Genomic DNA, 18,511 nt, shown 5'->3' on the forward strand with positions numbered 1-18,511 from the left:
CCGTATCCGATCACGCTCAGGCACTCACCGGGGCCTCGGCCCGCAGGCAGGCCTGCGCGTACGCCACCGGGGTGAGGCCGACGGCCGCTGTGAAGTCGCGGATGAAATGGGACTGGTCGTAGTAGCCCAGCTCGGCCGCGACCTCCGCCCACGGCCGGTGTTGCTCGCGGGCGAGCACTGCGGCGGCCTCGTGGAGCCGGTAGCGGCGCAGCACCCACTTGGGGCTCACCCCGACGTAGCGCTGGAACAGCCGCTGCAAGGTGCGCGGGTTGATGTTGAACCGCTCGGTGACGTCGTCGACCCGGCTGATGGTGCGGTCGTGGAGCAGCGCCGCGACGATCCGGCCGACCAGCTCCACCTGAGGATCAGGCGGCGGCAGACGCTCCCGCACGAAGGCCTCGACCAGCGCGACCAGTTCGTCGACGCCCGGCGCTGCCGTCATCCGCGCGGCCAGCCCGGCTGCAGCCGGGCCCCACAGTTGCTCGGCCGGCAGCACCGCATCAGTGATGTCGGAGACCGGCCCACGAAGGAACGGCAGGAACGCGCCCGGCCGGAACTTGACGCCGAACACGCGGCCGGATCCGCGGTAGACGTAGGTGAAGCGATCGCGCCCGACCCCGGAGACGGCGAGCTGGCCGCCGTCGAGCACGAGGTTGACGCACGGATGCGGCAGCAGGGTGACCGACTCCTCGTGCCCCGGCTCCAGCTCCCAGGACACGAGCCAGTGGCGTTCGACGAGATAGGCGAGATCGGGAGCGGGCGGGAATCGGTCGACGGAGAATCCCGTGGCGTGCTCCCCGAGCACACCGTGTTCGCTCGTGGTGGGCACCGGCACCTGCGTCACGTACTAAGGATGCCCGCAAACCCCGACAATTCGGCGAGTCGTGCGATGCCACACGCCGGGCGTCGTGCGCACCCGGACGGGGCTTCTCGAAAGCGCAGGTGAGGGGCATGCTCACAGCGGTGGACGTCTGCCAGATCTACGCCCGGTGCAGCGCAGAGTTCGGGGCGCAGGTGCACGCCGTCGACGGCCGCTGGGACGCACCGACGCCGCTTCCCGGCTGGACGGTGCGGGACCTCGTGCGCCACATCGTCGAGGAGGAGCGGTGGGCCCCACCGCTCCTCGCCGGCGAGACGATCGATGAGGTCGGTGACCGCTTCGCAGGCGACCTGCTCGGCGACGACCCGGTGAGTGCGTTCGACGACGCCGCGGCCCGGGCGCTCTCCGCCGTCTTCGCGGACGGAGCGATGGACCGCGTCGTGCACCTGTCGTTCGGCGACCACCCGGGCAGCGAGTACGCCTTGCAGCTCGCCGCCGACCACCTCGTCCATGCCGTCGACCTGGCGCGTGCGCTACGTGCCGACGAGACGATGGATGTCGAGGTGGTCGTGGCCGTGCGGCAGTGGTTCGGCCCGATGGAGGCCGTTTACCGCAAGATCGGGGTGATCGGTCCGCGGGTCGAGGTTCCGGCCGGAGCGGGCGCGCAGGCCGAGCTGCTGGGAATGATGGGGAGGACGCCATGAGCAGGGGGATTTCGGACAGTGCCCTCGCCGCCGTCCAGCGCTTCCAGACGGCCTTCGACGCCCAGGACGTCGACGCGATCATGGCCGCGATGACACGTGACTGCGTCTTCGAGGACACCACCCCGCCGGACGGGCGCAGGCACGTCGGCGCCGACGCGGTGCGGGAGGCCTGGACGGCGCTGTTCGCCGGGGCGCCGGACGGGGGTTTCACCACCGAGGAGCTGATCGAGGCCGGCGACCGGGTGGTGGTGCGCTGGCGCTACGCATGGGGGTCCGGACACGTGCGGGGCGTGGATGTGTTCGCCGTCCGCGACGGGCTGGTGGCCGAGAAGCTCGCCTACGTGAAGGGCTGACACGCCGGCCAGCCCTTGACAAACTTTCTTGTCGGAGGGACCGTACGCCGGTGCACGAGCTTGCTGTCATCGACGATCCGGCCGCGGCCGGTGTCTCCCTCGACCCGGTGCGCGCCCGGCTGCTGGCCGAGCTGGCCGAGCCGGGTTCGGCCAGCAGCCTCGCCGCGAAGGTGGGCCTGCCCCGGCAGAAGATCAACTACCACCTGCGCACGCTGGAGCACCACGGCCTCGTCGAACTGGTCGAGGAGCGCCGCAAGGGCAACATGACCGAGCGGATCCTGCAGGCCACCGCGTCGAGCTACGTGATCTCGCCTGCCGCGCTCGGCGCCGTTGCGCCCGATCCGGAGCGGGCGCCCGACCGGCTCTCGGCACGCTGGCTGATCGCCGTCGCCGCCCGAACCGTTCGGGAGGTCGGCGACCTCGTGCGGGGCGCCACGACCGCAGGCAAGCGGCTCGCGACCTTCACGATCGACGGCGAGGTCCGGTTCGCCTCGGCGAGTGACCGGGCGGCCTTCGCCGAGGAGTTGGCGAACGCGGTCACGGCGCTCGTGTCCAAGTACCACGACGAGACGGCACCGGGGGGCCGCCCGCACCGGGTGGTCGTCGCGGTGCACCCCAGCGCGCGTACCGACGATCCGGCGCGCGCCGACACCACGCGGGAGCAGACGACGTGAGCGAGCGACGACTGGAGAAGGACATCGAGCTGGACGCCGACCCGGAGCAGGTGTGGGAGGCGATCGCGACCGAGCCCGGCATCGCCACCTGGTTCGTGCCGCACCGCGTGGAGCCGCACGAAGGTGGCACCGTCGGGCAGGACTACGGCTCCGGCTTCGAGACGACCGGCCGGATCACGGCATGGGAGCCGGTCTCGGCCGACGGACGGGGCCGGTTCGCCTACGGATCCGTCGAGCCGCCGGCCGACGGACCCGACTATGCCTTCGAGTTCCTCGTGGAAGGCCGCGCGGGCGGCGGCACAGTGGTGAGGTTCGTGCAGAGCGGCTTCCTCGACGGCACCGACTGGGACGGCGAGTACGACAGCTTCGACGCGGGCTGGAGCCTGTTCTTCGAGAACCTGCGCAGCTACTTCGCGCACTTCCGTGGCCTGCGTGCACAGAACGTGGTGACGATGGGCTGGACGCCCGGCACAGGCCACACGGTCTGGCCCGTGCTGTACGGCGGGCTCGGGCTCGCCGGGCGTCCCGATCTCGGCAGCGAGGTCACCCTCACGCCGGACGGACCTGCGCCGATCACCGGTGTCGTGGACGTCATGACCGAGGAGTTCCTCGGCGTCCGGTCGGCGCGCGGCCTGCACCGCTTCGGTGCGGAGGGCTCCGACGGCTGCGGCGTGAGTGCCTACCACTATTTCTACGGTGAGCCCGTGGACGCGGCCGCGCTGACGCAGGAGTGGCAGGCCTGGCTCACGCACCACTTCCCTGTGCCCGCCGGCACCGCGGACGCGCGCTGAGCCGCGGCTCTCGGCTCAGCGGTACCGCATGCCCATCTCCTCCAGCCGCCGGATGCGGTCCTGCATCGGCGGGTGGGTGGAGAACAGCCGGGCCGCCTGCTCGCCCGCGCGGAACGGGCTGGCGATCATCAGGTGCGACTGGGACATCAGCTTCGGCTCGGGCGGCAGCGGAGCGAGCTGGGTGCCGCGTTCGAGCTTGCGCAGGGCCGAGGCCAGCGCCAACGGGTCGCGGGTGAGCGCGGCGCCGCTCGCGTCGGCCTGGTACTCGCGGGATCGACTCACGGCCATCTGCACGAGACCGGCGGCGACCGGCCCGAGCAATGCGATCAGCAGCAGCGCGATCGGGTTGGGGCGATCCTCGTCGCCGCCCCCGAACAGGCCGGCGAACATCGCGATGTTGGCCAGCAGGCTCACCATCGAGGCGAGGGCCCCGGCCACCGAGGAGATCAGGATGTCGCGGTTGTAGACGTGGCTCAGCTCGTGGCCCAGCACGGCTCGCAGCTCCCGCTCGTCGAGGAGGGAGAGCAGGCCCGTGGTGGCACAGACTGCGGCATGGCGAGGGTCGCGGCCGGTGGCGAAGGCGTTGGGCGCAGCGGTGGGCGAGATGTAGAGGCGCGGCATCGGCTGGCGCGCGGTCTGCGAGAGCTCGCGCACGATCCGGTACATGACCGGGTGCTCCGGCTCGGTGATCGGGCGCGCGTGCATGGCACGTAGCGCGATCTTGTCGGAGTTGAAGTAGGCATAGCCGTTCATCCCCAGAGCGACGACGAACGCGATCACCAAGCCACCACGCCCGAACAGCGACCCGACGAGCAGCACCAACGCGCTCAGCCCACCGAGCAGCATCGCGGTCTTCAACCCGTTCCACGACCTGTGCACTTCGGGTCCCTCCTGTCCCGATCTGTGAACGAACAACGACCTGAGCGTGTTCCGGACGAGCAAAGGAGCGCGACGTGACCGGCGTGACGGCGCGATCGGGGCTCGCGTAGAGCAAGATGCGGCCATGGCCACCGCAGTCCGCACCGAGATCACCGACCGCGTCGCCGTTCTGACCTTGTCCAACCCCGAACGCCGCAACGCCATGAACCTCGACCTGTCCGGCAAACTTGCCGACGCCGTGCGGACCGTCACCGCCGACGACGCGGTGGGCGCCGTCGTGGTCACGGGCGAGGACCCGGCCTTCTGTGCCGGCGGCGACCTGGGCGAGCTCGCCAAGGCGGACCCCGCGACTCTCCTCGACGTCTATGCGGGCTTCCTCGCGATCGCCGAGTGCCCACTGCCGACGATCGCGGCCGTGAACGGCGCGGCGGTCGGGGCCGGACTCAACCTCGCACTGGCGTGCGACCTGCGCCTCGCCGGCCCGCGCGCGAGGTTCGACGCCCGGTTCCTGCCGCTCGGACTGCACCCGGGCGGCGGCTACACATGGATGGCGCAGCGCGTGCTCGGCCCGCAGGGGGCGGCGGCGCTCACGCTTTTCGGTGATGTTCTCGACGCCGAGGAGGCCGCGCGGATCGGCTTGGTCTACCGGGCGGTCGACGACGTCGTGGCGGCGGCTGTGGAGCTCGCTGCCCGGGCCGCGGCGGCGCCGCCCGATCTCGTCCGCACAACAAAGTCGACATTGCGTCTCACCGCTGGGATGAGCACGCAGGCCGAGGCTGTTGAGGTAGAGGTGCGAGCACAGGCGGCGTCGGTGAACTCCGACGAGTTCCAACAGCGGCTGGCGGCCCTCCAGGCGAAGATCAGCAGCTCAGCCCGCGGACAAAAGGGGTAACGAGCACAAGCACCCGTACGAACGGTGAGGTGTGACATCCACCGGGGTGCGAGGACACTCAGACGTAGCGGGAGTTAACCTCCCAAGGCAAGCCTCAGTAAGCTCCGACGACCCGAGGACCGACCTCGAATGACTTCTGACACCGCCGTCGACCAGCCCACAACGCAACCCGGCGGCGGCCCTGAGGTAATCCAGCGCGATCGAGTCGTCATCCGCTTCGCCGGTGACTCCGGCGACGGCATGCAGCTCACGGGCGACCGGTTCACCTCCGAGACCGCCGCCTTCGGCAACGATCTGTCGACCCTGCCCAACTTCCCCGCGGAGATCCGGGCCCCTGCCGGCACGCTGCCGGGTGTCTCGTCGTTCCAGCTGCACTTCGCGAACTACGACATCCTGACCCCCGGCGATCGCCCCGACGTCCTGGTCGCGATGAACCCCGCCGCGTTGAAGGCCAACATCGGTGACCTTCCTCCCGGCGGCGTGCTGATCGTCAACACTGATGAATTCAGCAAGCGGAACCTGGCGAAGGTCGGCTACGAGGCCAACCCGCTGGAGGACGACTCCCTCGAGCAGTTCTCCGTGTTCCCCGTCGCGATGGCCACCCTCACCCGTGGCGCCCTCGAGGAGACGGGACTGTCCAAGAAGGACGCGGAGCGGGCGAAGAACATGTTCGCGCTCGGGCTGCTGTCCTGGATGTACCACCGGCCGCACGAGGGCACGGAGCGGTTCCTGCGCGAGAAGTTCGCGCGGCGCCCGGAGCTGGCCGAGGCCAACATCCTCGCGTTCCGCGCGGGTCACGCCTACGGCGAGACCACGGAGGCGTTCGCGGTCACCTACGAGGTGGCGCCCGCGAAGCTCGAGGTCGGCACCTACCGGCAGATCACCGGCAACACCGCCCTCGCCTACGGGATCATCGCCGCCGGCCAGGTCAGCGGCCTCCCGGTGTTCCTCGGCTCGTACCCGATCACCCCGGCGTCGGACATCCTGCACGAGCTGTCCCGGCACAAGTCGTTCAACGTCACCACGTTCCAGGCCGAGGACGAGATCTCCGGTGTGGGGTCGGCGCTCGGTGCGGCGTTCGGCGGCGCGCTCGGTGTCACCACCACGTCGGGTCCCGGCATCGCGCTCAAGTCGGAGACCATCGGGCTCGCGGTCGCCCTGGAGCTGCCGCTGCTGATCGTGGACGTGCAGCGCGGTGGCCCGTCCACCGGTCTGCCCACCAAGACCGAGCAGGCCGATCTGCTGCAGGCGATGTTCGGCCGCAACGGCGAGGCGCCGGTGCCGATCATCGCGCCGCGCTCGCCCGGCGACTGCTTCGACGCCACCCTCGAGGCCGTGCGCATCGCTGTCACCTATCGCACGCCGGTGCTGCTGCTCTCCGACGGGTCGCTCGCCAACGGCTCCGAGCCGTGGAAGGTGCCCGACGCGTCCACGCTCGAGGCCATCGACCCGAACTTCGCCACAGAGACGAACGCGCCGAACGGCACCGACGAGTTCTGGCCCTACCTGCGCGATGACGAGACGCTCGCGCGCCCGTGGGCCGTGCCCGGCACACCGGGGCTGGAGCACCGCATCGGCGGCCTGGAGAAGGCCGACGGACGCGGCTCCATCTCCTACGACCCCGACAACCACGACCGCATGGTCCGGCTGCGGGCCGCGAAGATCGACGGCGTCACCGTGCCCGACATCGAGGTCGACGACCCCACCGGCGACGCCGAGCTGCTGGTGCTGGGCTGGGGCTCCACCTACGGTCCGATCGGTGCGGGCGCCCGCCGCGTCCGCGCCATGGGCAAGAAGGTCGCGCAGGCTCACCTGCGCCACCTCCACCCCCTGCCCGCCAACCTCGGCGAGGTGCTCGCCCGTTACCGCACCGTGCTGGTACCCGAGATGAACCTCGGCCAGCTGTCGGTGTTGCTGCGCGCCCGCTACCTCGTGGACGCCAAGAGCTACACGAAGGTCTCAGGCCTGCCCTTCAAGGCCGAGGAACTGCAGGATGTCTTCCTGGACTACCTGAACCCGCACAGCATCAACCCGAATCGCATCAATGGGGTGCATGCATGACCGCGATCGACCTCGGGCTTCCGCAGCTCGGTGGGCTCGACGGCGTCCCGACGACCGACGAGAAGCAGACGGCAAAGGACTTCACCTCCGACCAGGAAGTGCGCTGGTGTCCCGGCTGCGGTGACTACGCCGTGCTGGCCGCGGTCCGCCAGTTCCTCCCCACCCTCGGGATCAAGCGCGAGAACACCGTGTTCGTCTCGGGCATCGGGTGCTCGTCGCGGTTCCCGTACTACCTCAACACCTACGGGATGCACTCGATCCACGGGCGTGCCCCGGCCATCGCCACCGGTCTGGCCGTCACCCGGCCCGACCTGTCGGTGTGGGTCGTCACGGGCGACGGCGATGCCCTCTCGATCGGCGGCAACCATCTGATCCACGCGCTGCGGCGCAACGTCAACCTCAAGATCCTGCTGTTCAACAACCGAATCTACGGGCTGACCAAGGGTCAGTACTCGCCCACGAGCGAGGAGGGGAAGGTCACCAAGTCGACCCCGATGGGGTCGGTCGACCACCCGTTCAACCCGATCTCGGTGGCTCTGGGGGCCGAGGCCACGTTCGTCGGCCGGGCGCTCGACTCCGACCGCAAGGGTCTCACCGAGGTGCTCGGCGCGGCCGCGGCACACCGCGGCACGGCTCTCGTCGAGATCTACCAGGACTGCCCGATCTTCAACGACGGCAGCTTCGACGTCCTGCGGAAGGGCGAGGAGGCCACCGAGCGCCTCATCCCCGTTCGGCACGGCGAGCCCATCCGCTTCGGCCCCGAGGCCGAGGACGGGCTGGGCAGCTACGCCGTCGTCCAGGAGGGATTCGGCCTGGGCGTGGCGAAGGTCGACGAGGTCGGCGCCGACAAGGTGGTCGTGCACGACGCCACCGACCACAACCTGGCGTTCGCGTTGTCCCGGCTGTCCGACCAGAACCTCACGCACACGGTCACGGGGATCTTCCGCAACGCGGAGCGGAGCACCTACGACGACGCCGCCAGGGCGCAGGTGGACGAGGCCCGCCGCACCCGCACGGCCGACCTGCAGGCCCTGATCAACGGTCGCGACACCTGGACCGTCGCGGGCTGACGCACACGAGAGACCGACCGCTTCGGGTCGGCCGACCGATCCGGTCGGCCGACCCTTTGCATTTCTGGCTTCGGTCAGGGCGAAGCCGGCTCGACCGGGCCTCGCTGCGCCGGTATCTCGGACGGCGTGGTCGCCCTGCGCGGACGCTGAGGCGTGGCGCCGGACCGAGCCCGCCCGTCCGCTCGTGCATCATCCTTCGCACACGTGGAGCCGTCCGGTCCGCCCCGTTCGGGGGACGACCGGGACGCCGGAGCCACGCCGAGCCCGTCGAGCGCGGCTGCCGCGGCCTCGCCGATGCTCCTGTGACGCCGCGCGAGCTCCCGCTCGCGCCGGGCAACCTCCCGCTCGTGGTCGAGCACCGCGAGAGCCGGGTCGACGGGCGGTCGGAGCGGTTCCTGCTGCTCGGTCGGTGTCGGGGGCGCGGGTCGTGGGGGCGGCGGTTTGCCCGACCACGGCGCCATTCCGGTGGGCCCGGGCAGGATCGTGGGGCGCAGTGGCACCGCCGGCCGCACGAACACCAGCCACGTCACACCGGCCCCGGCGAGAAACGCGATCGCGCACAGGAGCCACACCTGGCCGACGAGCCACCACATGTCGTTCCCCCCTCGAGACGACGATCTCGGCACGTCAGGGCCACGCTCGCTACGCGCATCGCCCTCCCTCGATCGGACCATGCCGGAGGGTTCACCCGTGGGTGAAAGTTCTCGGCGAATCGACACGAACAGTGCACGGCCACCACCCGTTCGGCCGGAACCGCCTCGATAAGCGGTGACCTGACGCAATGCGACACCGGTGGCGCCAGCGGAGCTGCCTGCGTCGAATGTTCTGATAGGAGGGTGACTGCCCCGTTCACCCATCTCGATCGTCGCGGCGTGGTGCTCGGCGTCGGGGCGTACGTGACGTGGGGCCTCTTCCCGGCGTTCTGGCCGCTCCTCGATCCGGCCGCACCGATCGAGGTGCTCGCCCACCGGATCCTGTGGACTCTCGTGCTGATGGCCGCGGTCCTGTCGCTGCTGCACCGCTGGTCCGACCTGCGCGGGCTCGCGCTGCGCCACTGGTTGACGGTCACGACGGCAGCGGTGTGCATCGCCGTGAACTGGGGTGTTTTCATCTACGGCGTCGCGATCGGGCATGTCGTCGAGATCGCCCTCGGCTATTACATGAGTCCGCTGGTCAGCGTGCTTCTCGGGGTCCTGGTGTTGCACGAGCGCCCGCGAGCCCTGGAATGGGTGGCACTGGGCGTCGCCACGTCGGCCGTGCTGATCATCAGTGTCAGCAACGGCAGCCCACCGTGGCTCGGGCTGGCACTCGCTGTCTCGTTCGGTGTGTACGGACTGCTGAAGAAGGCCGTTCCGCTGAGCTCAGCGGCCGGCCTCACGGCCGAGGGCGTGGTGCTGGGCCCGATCGCAGCCGTGCTGATCGTGGTGCTGCAGATCGGCGGGACGGGCACGCTCGTGAACCACGGTGCGTGGCACATCGTGCTGCTCATGGCCGCCGGCCCCGTCACCGCGCTCCCGCTGGTGCTCTACGGCGCCGCTGCCCGCCGGATCCCGCTCACCACGCTCGGCACCCTCATGTACCTGACGCCGACGCTGCAGTTCCTCTGGGGTGTGCTGGTCGTCGGCGAGGCGATGCCGGCCGTGCGCTGGGCCGGCTTCGCCCTGGTGTGGGTGGCGCTCGCGATCCTCACCGTCGACCTGGTGCGGGCCGCCCGCGCGGATCGAGGTGGCCTGACGGGGCGTCAGCCCGTGCGATCCACCACGTAGCTGGTGAGGGAGGCGAGAGCCTCGGCGGCGGGGCTCTCCGGGAGCTTCCCGAGCTCTGCGCGGGCGCTCGCGGCCTCGGCGGCGAGCGTCGTGCGCGCACGCTCGAGCCCGGAACCCGTGCGCAACAGCGTGAGCGCCTCGTCGACCTCGGCGTCATCGGTGAGCGGCCGCGCCAGCAGCACCCGGAGCCGGTCGGCGTCCGCACCGGTGTCCTGCAGCGCGTACAGCATCGGCAGCGTGAGCACGCCCTCGCGCAGGTCGGTGCCGGGCGTCTTGCCCGACCTGTCCGAGGCCGACGCGATGTCGATGATGTCGTCCGAGATCTGGAAGGCGGTGCCGATCGTGGCCCCGAAGCGCTGCAACGCGTCGACGTGCTCGGGCGGGCAGCCGGAGAATATGCCGCCGTACCGGCCGGAGGTGGCGATCAGCGACCCCGTCTTCTCCGCGATCACCTGCAGGTAGTGCTGCACAGGGTCCTCGCCGGGACGCGGGCCACGGGTCTCCCGCATCTGGCCCGTCACCAGTTCGGCGAACGTCTCGGCGATGATGCGCACGGCGTCGGGCCCGAGATCGGCGACGAGCCGTGAGGCGTGGGCGAAGAGGAAGTCGCCGGTGAGGATCGCGACGCTGTTGTCCCACCGCGAGTTGGCGCTCTCCGCCCCGCGGCGCATCGTGGCCGAGTCCATGACGTCGTCGTGGTAGAGCGTCGCCAGATGAATCAGCTCGACGACGGCCGCGGCCGTGATGACCTCGGGCACGTCGGGGTGCGGCCCGATCTGCGCCCCGAGCAGCGTGAACAGCGGGCGGAACCGCTTGCCGCCCGCATCGATGAGATGTAGCGACGTCTCGGTGACGAACCCGTAGTCGCTGCGCACCTCGCGGCGCAGCAGCTCCTCGACCCTGTCCAGACCTGTGGCAGTGGCCGCGGCGAGCTCGGCGTCGCCGAGCTCGACACCCATAATCGCATTCGTACCCACGCACGCTCCTCGGTGACGCTCGTCGGCCGCCTCAGCGTCACTGCTGTGTTCAGTGTGAGCCCGCGAGCTCGATGACGTACCTACCCTACGAACCCGCCGCCACCCGCCCAGTCCAAGGCCAGTGTCGGAACGATTCCGAGCAGCAGCGTGATCAGCACACCGAGGGTGATGGCCGCCGTGGTGAACGCTCCGGGCACGGTGACGGTCGGGCCGTCGGCGGCCGGCTCGCTGAAGTACATCAGCACGATCACACGGACGTAGAAGAACGCGGCGATGGCGCTCGCCACCAGCGCGATCACCACGAGCGGGGCCATCCCGTCGGCGAGCGCCGCGGAGAACACGGCGAACTTGGCGGTGAATCCGCTGGTCAGCGGGATTCCGGCGAGCGCGAGGAGGAGGAACGTCATCACGCCGGCCACCACCGGGGACCGCTTGGCGAGCCCGGCCCACTGAGAGAGATGGGTGGCCTCGCCGTCGGCGTTGCGAACCAGGCTGATCACGGCGAACACGGCAAGCGTGGTGAAGCCGTAGGCCAGCAGGTAGAACAGCGTGCTCGAGACACCCTGCTCTGTGATCGAGATCGCACCGAGCAGCAGGAAACCGGCGTGTGCGATGGATGAGTAGGCGATCATCCGCTTCATGTCGGTCTGTGTGAGACCGAGCACAGCACCGACCACCATCGACACGATGACGATCGCCCAGAGCACCCCGCGCCACTCCCACCGCGTGTCCCCGAAGGCCACGTGCAGCACCCGCAGGATGGCGCCGAACGCGGCGACCTTGGTGCAGGCCGCCATGAACGCCGTGACGGGCGTGGGTGCGCCCTGGTAGACGTCCGGCGTCCAGGTGTGGAACGGCGCCACCGAGCCCTTGAACATCAGACCGACGATGAGAAGGGCGAGCCCGCCGAGCAGCAGCGCGTCGGAGCGCGCCGACCCGGCGGCCGCGGTGGCGATGTCGGTGAAGCGCACCGAGCCCGCGTAGCCGTAGATCAACGCGAGGCCGTACAGGAAGAAGGCGGACGCGAACGCGCCGAGCAGGAAGTACTTGACCGCCGCTTCCTGGGAGAGCAGCCGCCTGCGCCGGGCGAGCCCGCACATCAGGTAGAGCGGAAGCGAGAGCACCTCGAGCGCGACGAACATCGTGAGCAGGTCGTTCGCGGCGACGAACGCCATCATCCCGCTGAGCGCGAACAGCGTGAACGGGAAGACCTCGGTCTGCATCGTGGGCGCGAGGCCCGGCGTGCCGTAGGAGCGGTCCTCCGGGACGTCGAGCCTTCCGCCACCACCGCCGGCACCGACCGCGGCCCGCGACGCCGCCGAGGCGACGAACGCCCCCCCGGGCTCCACGGAACGGTCGGCGATCAGCAGGATGCCGCCGAGGCCGAGCGCGAGCAGCGTGCCCCACAGGAAGAGCGTGGGCCGGTCCACCGCCAGCGCGTCGGCCAGCGTGGTGATGCCGTCGGGAGTGCCGCCTGCGTACAGGCCGAGCGCGAGCCCGGCCACGCCGACGGCGACGATCGACAGCGTCACCTGGGCAGGCCAGCGCTGGTGGCGTGGCAGGAACGCCTCCACCAGCACAGAGATGCACGCCGCGGCGAGCACGATCAGCAGCGGCGCGATCGCGGCGTAGTCGATGGGCGGCGCCATCAGGGGCGCCTGAGCCAGGCTGGTCACCGGGACTGTCCTCCCACCGGGTCGGTGAGACCCACTTCGTTCATGGTGGCCACCACGGACGGGTTGATGACGTCGAGCACCGGACCCGGGAAGAACCCGAGCACGATGATCAGCACGATCAGCGGCGTCAGCACGCCGATCTCACGCTTCGACAGGTCCGGGAACCCGGATCCGCCGCGCTTGGCGGCGACGCCGGGGTCGAGCATTGTGCCCGGGCCTCCCGCACGCTCCAGCGCGCCGAGAACGGCGGCGCCGCGCACCGGGCCCTGCATGGTGCGCTGGTACATCCACAGGACGTAGAGCGCCGCGAAGATGATGCCGACGGTGGCCAGGATCGTGTACACGGGCTCGCGCGGGTAGGAGCCGACGAGCACCAGGAACTCGCTGACGAACGAGTTGGTGCCCGGCAGCGCCAGCGACGAGAGCCCGGCGAGCAGGAACGTGCCGGCCAGCAGCGGGGCGAGCTTGTGGACGCCCCCGTAGTCGGTGACCAGCCGCGACCCGCCACGCGCGATGAGCAGGCCGACCACGATGAACAGCATCCCCGTGGAGATGCCGTGGTTGACCATGTACAGCGTGGACCCGGCGAACGCCTGCGTGGAGAACGCGAAGATCCCGAGCGCGATGAACCCGAAGTGCGCGATCGAGGTGTAGGCGACGAACCGCTTCATGTCCGTCTGCCCCACCGCGAGCAGCCCGCCGTACAGGATCCCGATCACGGCCAGGGTGAGCACCAGCGGCGCGAGCTGCTGTGACGCGAGCGGGAACAGCGGGAGGCAGTAGCGCAGGAAGCCGAAGGTGCCGACCTTGTCCAGCACGCCGACGAGCAGCACGCCCGCGCCGACCGGCGCCTCGGCACCGGCGTCGGGCAGCCAGGTGTGGAACGGCACCAGCGGTGCCTTGATCGCGAACGCGACGAAGAAGCCCAGGAAGAGCCAGATCTGCGTGGACTCCGGCAGCGACGCCGCCATCCGCTGCAGTTCGGTCCAGGTGAAGGTGCCCTGGCCGAGCTGCTCGCCGCTCGCGACGAAGAGGCCGATCACCGAGGCGAGCATGATCAGCCCGCCGAGCAGCGAGTACAGGAAGAACTTGACCGCCGCGTACTGCCTGCGCGGGCCGCCGAACCGCCCGATCATGAAGTACATCGGGATCAGCATGGCCTCGAAGAACACGTAGAACAGGAACACGTCGGTGGCGGCGAACACGCCGACCAGCAGGCCCTGGGTGGCGAGCAGCAGCGCGAAGAAGCCCGACCTCGTGCGGCCCTCCGGGAGCTTCTCCTCCCAGGAGAACGCCATCACGATCGGCACCAGCACGGCGATCAGCGCAAGCATCACCAGCGCGATTCCGTCGATGCCGAGCGCGAACCGTGTGCCGAAGGCAGGGATCCACGGCACCGAGAGCTCGAGCTGGAACCGCGTGCCGTTCGCGGCGTCGGCCACCGAGTAGGAGAGCCAGGTGATCACGGTGATCACGAGCTCCACCAGCGCGAACCCGAGCGCGACGAGCCTGGCCGGCCGCGGGTTCTCCTTCATCGGCGCCACCACGAGCGCGCCGATGAGCGGAAGGAGCAGAAGAACGAGGAGCAACACGCTTCCCCCTGAGTTCACGGAACCGGCGTTCATGCGAACCGCACCGCCAGCAGCGCCGCCACGACGAGCACCCCTCCGCCGAGCATCGACAGCGCGTAGGAGCGCACGAACCCGGTCTGCAGCCGGCGCAGGCGGCCCGAGCTACCGCCCAGGAATGCGGCCGTGCCGTTGACCAGGCCGTCGACCCCGCGGTTGTCGACGTAGACCAGCGCGCGGGTGAGCCAGGTGCCCGGCCGCGCGATGAGCGTCTCGTTGATCGCGTTGGCGTACAGATCGCGCCGGGCCGCCTGAACGGGAAGCGACACCGGCTCGGGCCGTTCGACGGGTGTGGGCCGCCTGCCGACCAGCAGGTAGGCGATCAGCACACCCAGCGCGGCGAGCACGAGGGTGAGGACCGTGACCGCGGTGTGCGACAGGGCGGCGTGCTCCGGCTCCACCTGCTCACCGACCGACGGGGCCAGCCAGATGGCCAGCACGTTGTTGTAGGTGAGCAGGAAGCCTGCGAAGACCGAGCCGATCGCGAGCACGATCATCGGCCCCGTCATCGAGGGCGGCGACTCGTGCGGGTGGTACTCCTCGCCGTCGGCCGTGCGGAGCTCCTCCCAGCGCTTCTTGCCGAAGAAGGTCATCAGCATCAGGCGGGTCATGTAGAAGGCGGTGATACCGGCGGCGATCGCGGCCGACAGCCCGAACACCCAGCCCTGCCAGCCCGGAGCCGTGAACGCGGCCTCGATGATCGCGTCCTTGGTGAAGTAGCCGGACAGGCCGGGGAAGCCGATCAGCGCGAGGTAGCCGAGGCCGAAGGTCACGAACGTGATCGGCATGTACTTGGCCAGGCCGCCGAACCTGCGCATGTCGACCTCGTCGTGCATCGCGTGCATGACGGACCCGGCACCGAGGAAGAGCCCCGCCTTGAAGAAGCCGTGGGCGAGCAGGTGGGCGATGCCCAGCGCGTAACCGACCGGTCCGAGGCCGACCGCGAGGATCATGTAGCCGATCTGGCTGACCGTGGAGTACGCGAGCACCTTCTTGATGTCGTCGTAGGCGCAGCCGATGACCGCCCCGATCAGGAGCGTGATCACGCCGACGAGTGTGACGACCAGCCTGCCCGTCTCCGTGAGGTTGTAGATCGGGCTCGACCGCGCGATCAGGTAGACGCCCGCGGTGACCATCGTGGCCGCGTGGATCAGCGCCGAGACCGGAGTGGGGCCTTCCATCGCGTCCGGCAGCCAGGACTGCAGCGGGAACTGGCCGGACTTGCCGCAGGCACCGAGCAGCAGCAACAGCGTGATCGCGATCAGCGCCGGCGTGGAGACCTCGCCGATCCGCTCGAACACATCGGTGTACTGGACCGTGCCCAGCTGCGTCCAGAGCAGGAAGATCGCGAGGGCCAGCCCGACGTCACCGACGCGGTTCATCAGGAAGGCCTTCTTCGCGGCCGTGGCCGCGGACGGGCGGTCCTGGTAGAAGCCGATCAGCAGGTACGACGCCAGGCCGACGCCCTCCCAGCCGAGGTAGAGCATCACGAAGTTGTTGCCCAGGACGAGCAGCAGCATCGCCGCGACGAACAGGTTGAGCTGCGCGAAGAACCGCCGCCTACCAGGGTCGTGGCTCATGTAGCCGACCGAGTAGATGTGGATCAGCGATCCGACACCGGTGATCAGCAGCACGAAGGTCAGCGACAACGGGTCGAGCCGCAGCCCGAAGTCGATGTGCAGCGAACCGACCGAGATCCATTCGTAGAGCGAGAGCTCCCGCGTGCGTTGCGCAGGGTCGAGCGACACGGTCTCGAGGAAGATCAGCAGACCGACGACGAACGACGCGACGACGGTGAGCACGCCGAGGATGTGGCCCCATGCGTTCGCCCGCCGCCCGGCGACGAACAGCACGAGCGCCCCGAGCGCCGGCAGTGTGAACAGCAGCCAGGCCAGTGAGGCCATACCGGTGGCTGCACCGACCTCGGGAAGCTCGGTGGCCTGGGCCAGCACGGCGGTCACCGCGGGCTCCGGCCGGTGGCCGCGCCGATCACGGCACGGACGTCACGAGTGGGCGCCGGCCGACGACGTTCGCGCCGGGACAGCGGCAACTGGTGCGGGGTGAGCACGGGGAGCACTCCTAGTCTCAGTACTTCAGCAGGTTCGCGTCGTCGACCGACGCTGTCCGGCGGGTGCGGAAGATCGACGTGATGATCGCGAGACCGACCACGACCTCGGCGGCCGCCACGACCATCACGAAGAACGCCATCACCTGGCCGTCGAGCTGGCCGTTGATCCGCGCGAACGTCACCAGGCTCAGGTTCACGGCGTTGAGCATCAGCTCGATGCACATGAACACGACGATCGCGTTGCGCCGCACCAGCACGCCCACCGCGCCGATGGAGAACAGCAGCGCCGAGAGCAACAGGTAGTAGGTGGGGCTCACCGGGTCTCCTCGGAGGTGTCGTCGGTGGACCGGGAACCGGTGAGGGCGTGAGCGTCAGGGTGCGGTTCGTCGACGGGCTCCACGCGGGTGCCGTCGATGATCGCCGAGAGCGACTCGGGGGCGATCGAACCGTCCGGCAGCACGGCCGGGACGGCCACCGAGTTGGCCGTGGCGTACACACCGGGACCCGGCAGCGGCGAGATCCGGTCGTGCTCACCCCGGAGCCGGGCTTCCACGGTCTCGCGCTGTCCGCGCTTGGCGTGGCTCTTGCCCTGCGCGAACGCCAGCACCATCGCGCCGAGTGCCGCCGTGATGAGCAGCGCGGACGTGAGCTCGAAGGCGAAGAGGTACTTGGTGAAGATCAGCGCGCCGAGCCCGGTGACGTTGCCGCTGTAGCCCGCGCCGTTGGCGGCGAGCCCCACCGACGTGACGGAGGTGAGCGAGCGCCCGATGGCGGCCACCAGCAGCACCGCCAGCCCGACGCCCAGGCAGAGCGCCGCCAGCCGTTGACCGCGCAGCACCTCGACGACCGAGTCGGAGCTGTCCCTGCCGACGAGCATCAGCACGAACAGGAACAGCATCATGATCGCGCCGGTGTAGACGATGATCTGCACGAAGCCGAGGAACGGCGCCTGCTGCACGATGTAGAAGACGGCGAGGCAGAACATCGTGCCCACCAGCGCCAACGCCGAGTGCACGGCGTTGCGGGCGAACACCATGCCGAGCGCGCCGGCCAGCGCGATCGGGCCGAGAATCCAGAAGACGACGGCCTCGCCGACACCGACGGTGTCGGAAGCCGCTTGCGCGAGCACGCTCATCTGACCTGCTCCCCCACCGGGTCGGTCTCCGGGTTCTTCCGCGCCAGCTGCGGACCCTGGACGTAGTAGTCCTGCTCGTCCTTGCCCAGGCGCATCGGGTGCGGCGGCTGCTCCATGCCGGGCAGGAGCGGCGCGAGCAGCTGCTCCTTGGTGTAGATCAGGTCCTGCCTGTTGTCGTCGGCCATCTCGTAGAAGTTGGTCATCGTCAACGAGCGGGTGGGGCAGGCCTCGATGCAGAGCCCGCACCCGATGCAGCGCAGGTAGTTGATCTGGTAGATCGCTCCGTACCGCTCACCAGGGGAGTAGCGCGCCTCCTCGGTGTTGTCCCCGCCTTCCACGTAGATCGCGTCGGCCGGGCACGCCCAGGCGCACAGCTCGCAGCCCACGCACTTCTCCAGCCCGTCCGGATGCCGGTTGAGCTGGTGGCGGCCGTGGTACCGCGGCGCGGCCGGGGGGAAGTTCTCCGGGTACTCCTCGGTGACGACCTTCTTGAACATCGTCGAGAAGGTGACACCGAAGCCCTTGAAGAACTCAAACATCGTCGGTCTCCTTGGAGGAACCACCCGTCAGAACCGGCTTTCGTTCCGGTTCGGCGTCCATTGCGCGCGGGCGTAGCTTGTGGCGCGACGGTGTGGGCACCGTCAGGTCCAGCGGCGGCACCGGGTAATCCGAGGCCAACTCGATCACCGGCTCCTCGACGCGCCGGTCGGGCACCAGGAACGCCACCACCAACACCACGGCCAACCCGATACCCACCGCCACCAACAACGTGGTGACACTGCCCGTGCCACTGGTGCGATACGTACGAATCGCGAAGATGATCAGGATCCACAACAGGCTGCCCGGGACCAGCACCTTCCAGCCCAGCCGCATGAACTGGTCATACCGCAACCGCGGCAACGTGCCCCGCAACCAGATGAACACGAACAAGAAGATGAACGTCTTGATCAAGAACGCCACGAACTGCAACCACCCGTTGGCATTGAGGAACGACAACGGCCACGGCCACTGCCCACC

At 69.6% G+C, this 18,511-nt stretch carries 19 protein-coding genes; 8 read left to right on the forward strand and 11 right to left on the reverse strand.

Annotated elements, in window-relative coordinates; translation table 11 throughout:
- Positions 1–16 precede the first annotated feature (16 nt).
- Positions 17–844, reverse strand: a complete 828-nt coding sequence (locus ABD743_RS17870) for a DUF6597 domain-containing transcriptional factor (RefSeq protein WP_344723205.1) — start codon at positions 842–844, stop codon at positions 17–19.
- Between the two features lie 107 nt (positions 845–951).
- On the opposite strand from ABD743_RS17870, the gene ABD743_RS17875 reads away from it, so the two are divergent.
- Genes ABD743_RS17875 through ABD743_RS17890 form a run of 4 tightly spaced genes read left to right on the forward strand, consistent with a single transcriptional unit; the run spans position 952 to position 3,342 of the window.
- On the forward strand, positions 952–1,524 hold the full coding sequence (locus tag ABD743_RS17875) for a TIGR03086 family metal-binding protein (RefSeq protein WP_344723206.1): 573 nt from the start codon (positions 952–954) through the stop codon (positions 1,522–1,524).
- Positions 1,521–1,877, forward strand: coding sequence for a nuclear transport factor 2 family protein (locus ABD743_RS17880; RefSeq protein WP_344723208.1), 357 nt, complete (start codon positions 1,521–1,523; stop codon positions 1,875–1,877). Before ABD743_RS17875 ends, ABD743_RS17880 begins: the two co-directional genes overlap by 4 nt.
- 50 nt (positions 1,878–1,927) lie before the next feature.
- Positions 1,928–2,551, forward strand: coding sequence for an ArsR/SmtB family transcription factor (locus ABD743_RS17885; RefSeq protein ID WP_344723209.1), 624 nt, complete (start codon positions 1,928–1,930; stop codon positions 2,549–2,551).
- Positions 2,548–3,342 (forward strand): SRPBCC family protein, encoded by a 795-nt coding sequence (locus ABD743_RS17890; RefSeq protein ID WP_344723210.1) that lies wholly within the window; start codon positions 2,548–2,550, stop codon positions 3,340–3,342. The genes ABD743_RS17885 and ABD743_RS17890 overlap by 4 nt, the downstream gene beginning before the upstream one ends.
- A 15-nt stretch (positions 3,343–3,357) precedes the next feature.
- Here the strand turns inward: ABD743_RS17890 and htpX are convergent, their stop codons facing one another.
- On the reverse strand, positions 3,358–4,221 hold the full coding sequence (htpX, locus tag ABD743_RS17895) for a zinc metalloprotease HtpX (protein ID WP_344723211.1): 864 nt from the start codon (positions 4,219–4,221) through the stop codon (positions 3,358–3,360).
- A gap of 124 nt (positions 4,222–4,345) precedes the next feature.
- Here htpX and ABD743_RS17900 point away from each other — a divergent pair, with 124 nt between their 5' ends.
- The 3 genes from ABD743_RS17900 (at position 4,346) to ABD743_RS17910 (ending at position 8,244) form a co-directional block, all read left to right on the forward strand.
- Entirely contained in the window at positions 4,346–5,113 is a 768-nt protein-coding gene (locus tag ABD743_RS17900; RefSeq protein WP_344723212.1) for an enoyl-CoA hydratase, read from the forward strand.
- 129 nt (positions 5,114–5,242) lie between these two features.
- The gene (locus ABD743_RS17905; RefSeq protein WP_344723213.1) at positions 5,243–7,174 is read left to right on the forward strand and encodes a 2-oxoacid:acceptor oxidoreductase subunit alpha; all 1,932 of its coding nucleotides are present in this window, start codon (positions 5,243–5,245) and stop codon (positions 7,172–7,174) included.
- Entirely contained in the window at positions 7,171–8,244 is a 1,074-nt protein-coding gene (locus ABD743_RS17910; protein ID WP_344723214.1) for a 2-oxoacid:ferredoxin oxidoreductase subunit beta, read from the forward strand. The genes ABD743_RS17905 and ABD743_RS17910 overlap by 4 nt, the downstream gene beginning before the upstream one ends.
- Positions 8,245–8,318: 74 nt before the next feature.
- Here ABD743_RS17910 and ABD743_RS17915 read toward each other — a convergent pair whose 3' ends face one another.
- Positions 8,319–8,837, reverse strand: a complete 519-nt coding sequence (locus ABD743_RS17915; protein WP_344723216.1) for a hypothetical protein — start codon at positions 8,835–8,837, stop codon at positions 8,319–8,321.
- Between the two features lie 243 nt (positions 8,838–9,080).
- Here ABD743_RS17915 and rarD point away from each other — a divergent pair, with 243 nt between their 5' ends.
- Positions 9,081–10,010: an EamA family transporter RarD gene (rarD, locus tag ABD743_RS17920; protein WP_344723217.1), complete on the forward strand. Its 930-nt coding sequence runs from the start codon at positions 9,081–9,083 to the stop codon at positions 10,008–10,010.
- On the opposite strand, the gene ABD743_RS17925 is transcribed toward rarD, so the two are convergent.
- The 8 genes from ABD743_RS17925 to ABD743_RS17960 all read right to left on the reverse strand — a co-directional run.
- Positions 9,986–10,969, reverse strand: a complete 984-nt coding sequence (locus ABD743_RS17925) for a polyprenyl synthetase family protein (RefSeq protein WP_344723234.1) — start codon at positions 10,967–10,969, stop codon at positions 9,986–9,988. The two genes, rarD and ABD743_RS17925, sit on opposite strands and share 25 nt — an antisense overlap.
- A gap of 98 nt (positions 10,970–11,067) precedes the next feature.
- Entirely contained in the window at positions 11,068–12,636 is a 1,569-nt protein-coding gene (nuoN, locus tag ABD743_RS17930; protein ID WP_379658903.1) for an NADH-quinone oxidoreductase subunit NuoN, read from the reverse strand.
- A 23-nt stretch (positions 12,637–12,659) separates the two neighbouring features.
- Positions 12,660–14,288, reverse strand: coding sequence for an NADH-quinone oxidoreductase subunit M (locus ABD743_RS17935; RefSeq protein WP_344723218.1), 1,629 nt, complete (start codon positions 14,286–14,288; stop codon positions 12,660–12,662).
- Positions 14,285–16,195, reverse strand: coding sequence for an NADH-quinone oxidoreductase subunit L (gene nuoL, locus ABD743_RS17940; RefSeq protein ID WP_344723236.1), 1,911 nt, complete (start codon positions 16,193–16,195; stop codon positions 14,285–14,287). Before nuoL ends, ABD743_RS17935 begins: the two co-directional genes overlap by 4 nt.
- Before the next feature lie 181 nt (positions 16,196–16,376).
- A complete protein-coding gene (gene nuoK / locus ABD743_RS17945) occupies positions 16,377–16,676 on the reverse strand; it encodes an NADH-quinone oxidoreductase subunit NuoK (RefSeq protein ID WP_344723219.1) in 300 nt (99 codons plus the stop codon).
- Positions 16,673–17,494, reverse strand: coding sequence for an NADH-quinone oxidoreductase subunit J (locus tag ABD743_RS17950; RefSeq protein WP_344723220.1), 822 nt, complete (start codon positions 17,492–17,494; stop codon positions 16,673–16,675). Before ABD743_RS17950 ends, nuoK begins: the two co-directional genes overlap by 4 nt.
- Complete coding sequence (gene nuoI / locus ABD743_RS17955; protein ID WP_344723221.1) at positions 17,491–18,033, reverse strand: NADH-quinone oxidoreductase subunit NuoI; 543 nt, start codon at positions 18,031–18,033, stop codon at positions 17,491–17,493. The genes ABD743_RS17950 and nuoI overlap by 4 nt, the downstream gene beginning before the upstream one ends.
- Positions 18,026–18,511, reverse strand: a 486-nt coding sequence (locus ABD743_RS17960; RefSeq protein WP_344723222.1) for an NADH-quinone oxidoreductase subunit H, incomplete at its 5' end; no start/stop codon positions are given. The genes nuoI and ABD743_RS17960, both read right to left, overlap by 8 nt.

Origin of the sequence: Pseudonocardia yunnanensis (genome assembly GCF_039534065.1) — a bacterium.
GTDB classification, from domain to species: Bacteria; Actinomycetota; Actinomycetes; order Mycobacteriales; family Pseudonocardiaceae; genus Pseudonocardia; species Pseudonocardia yunnanensis.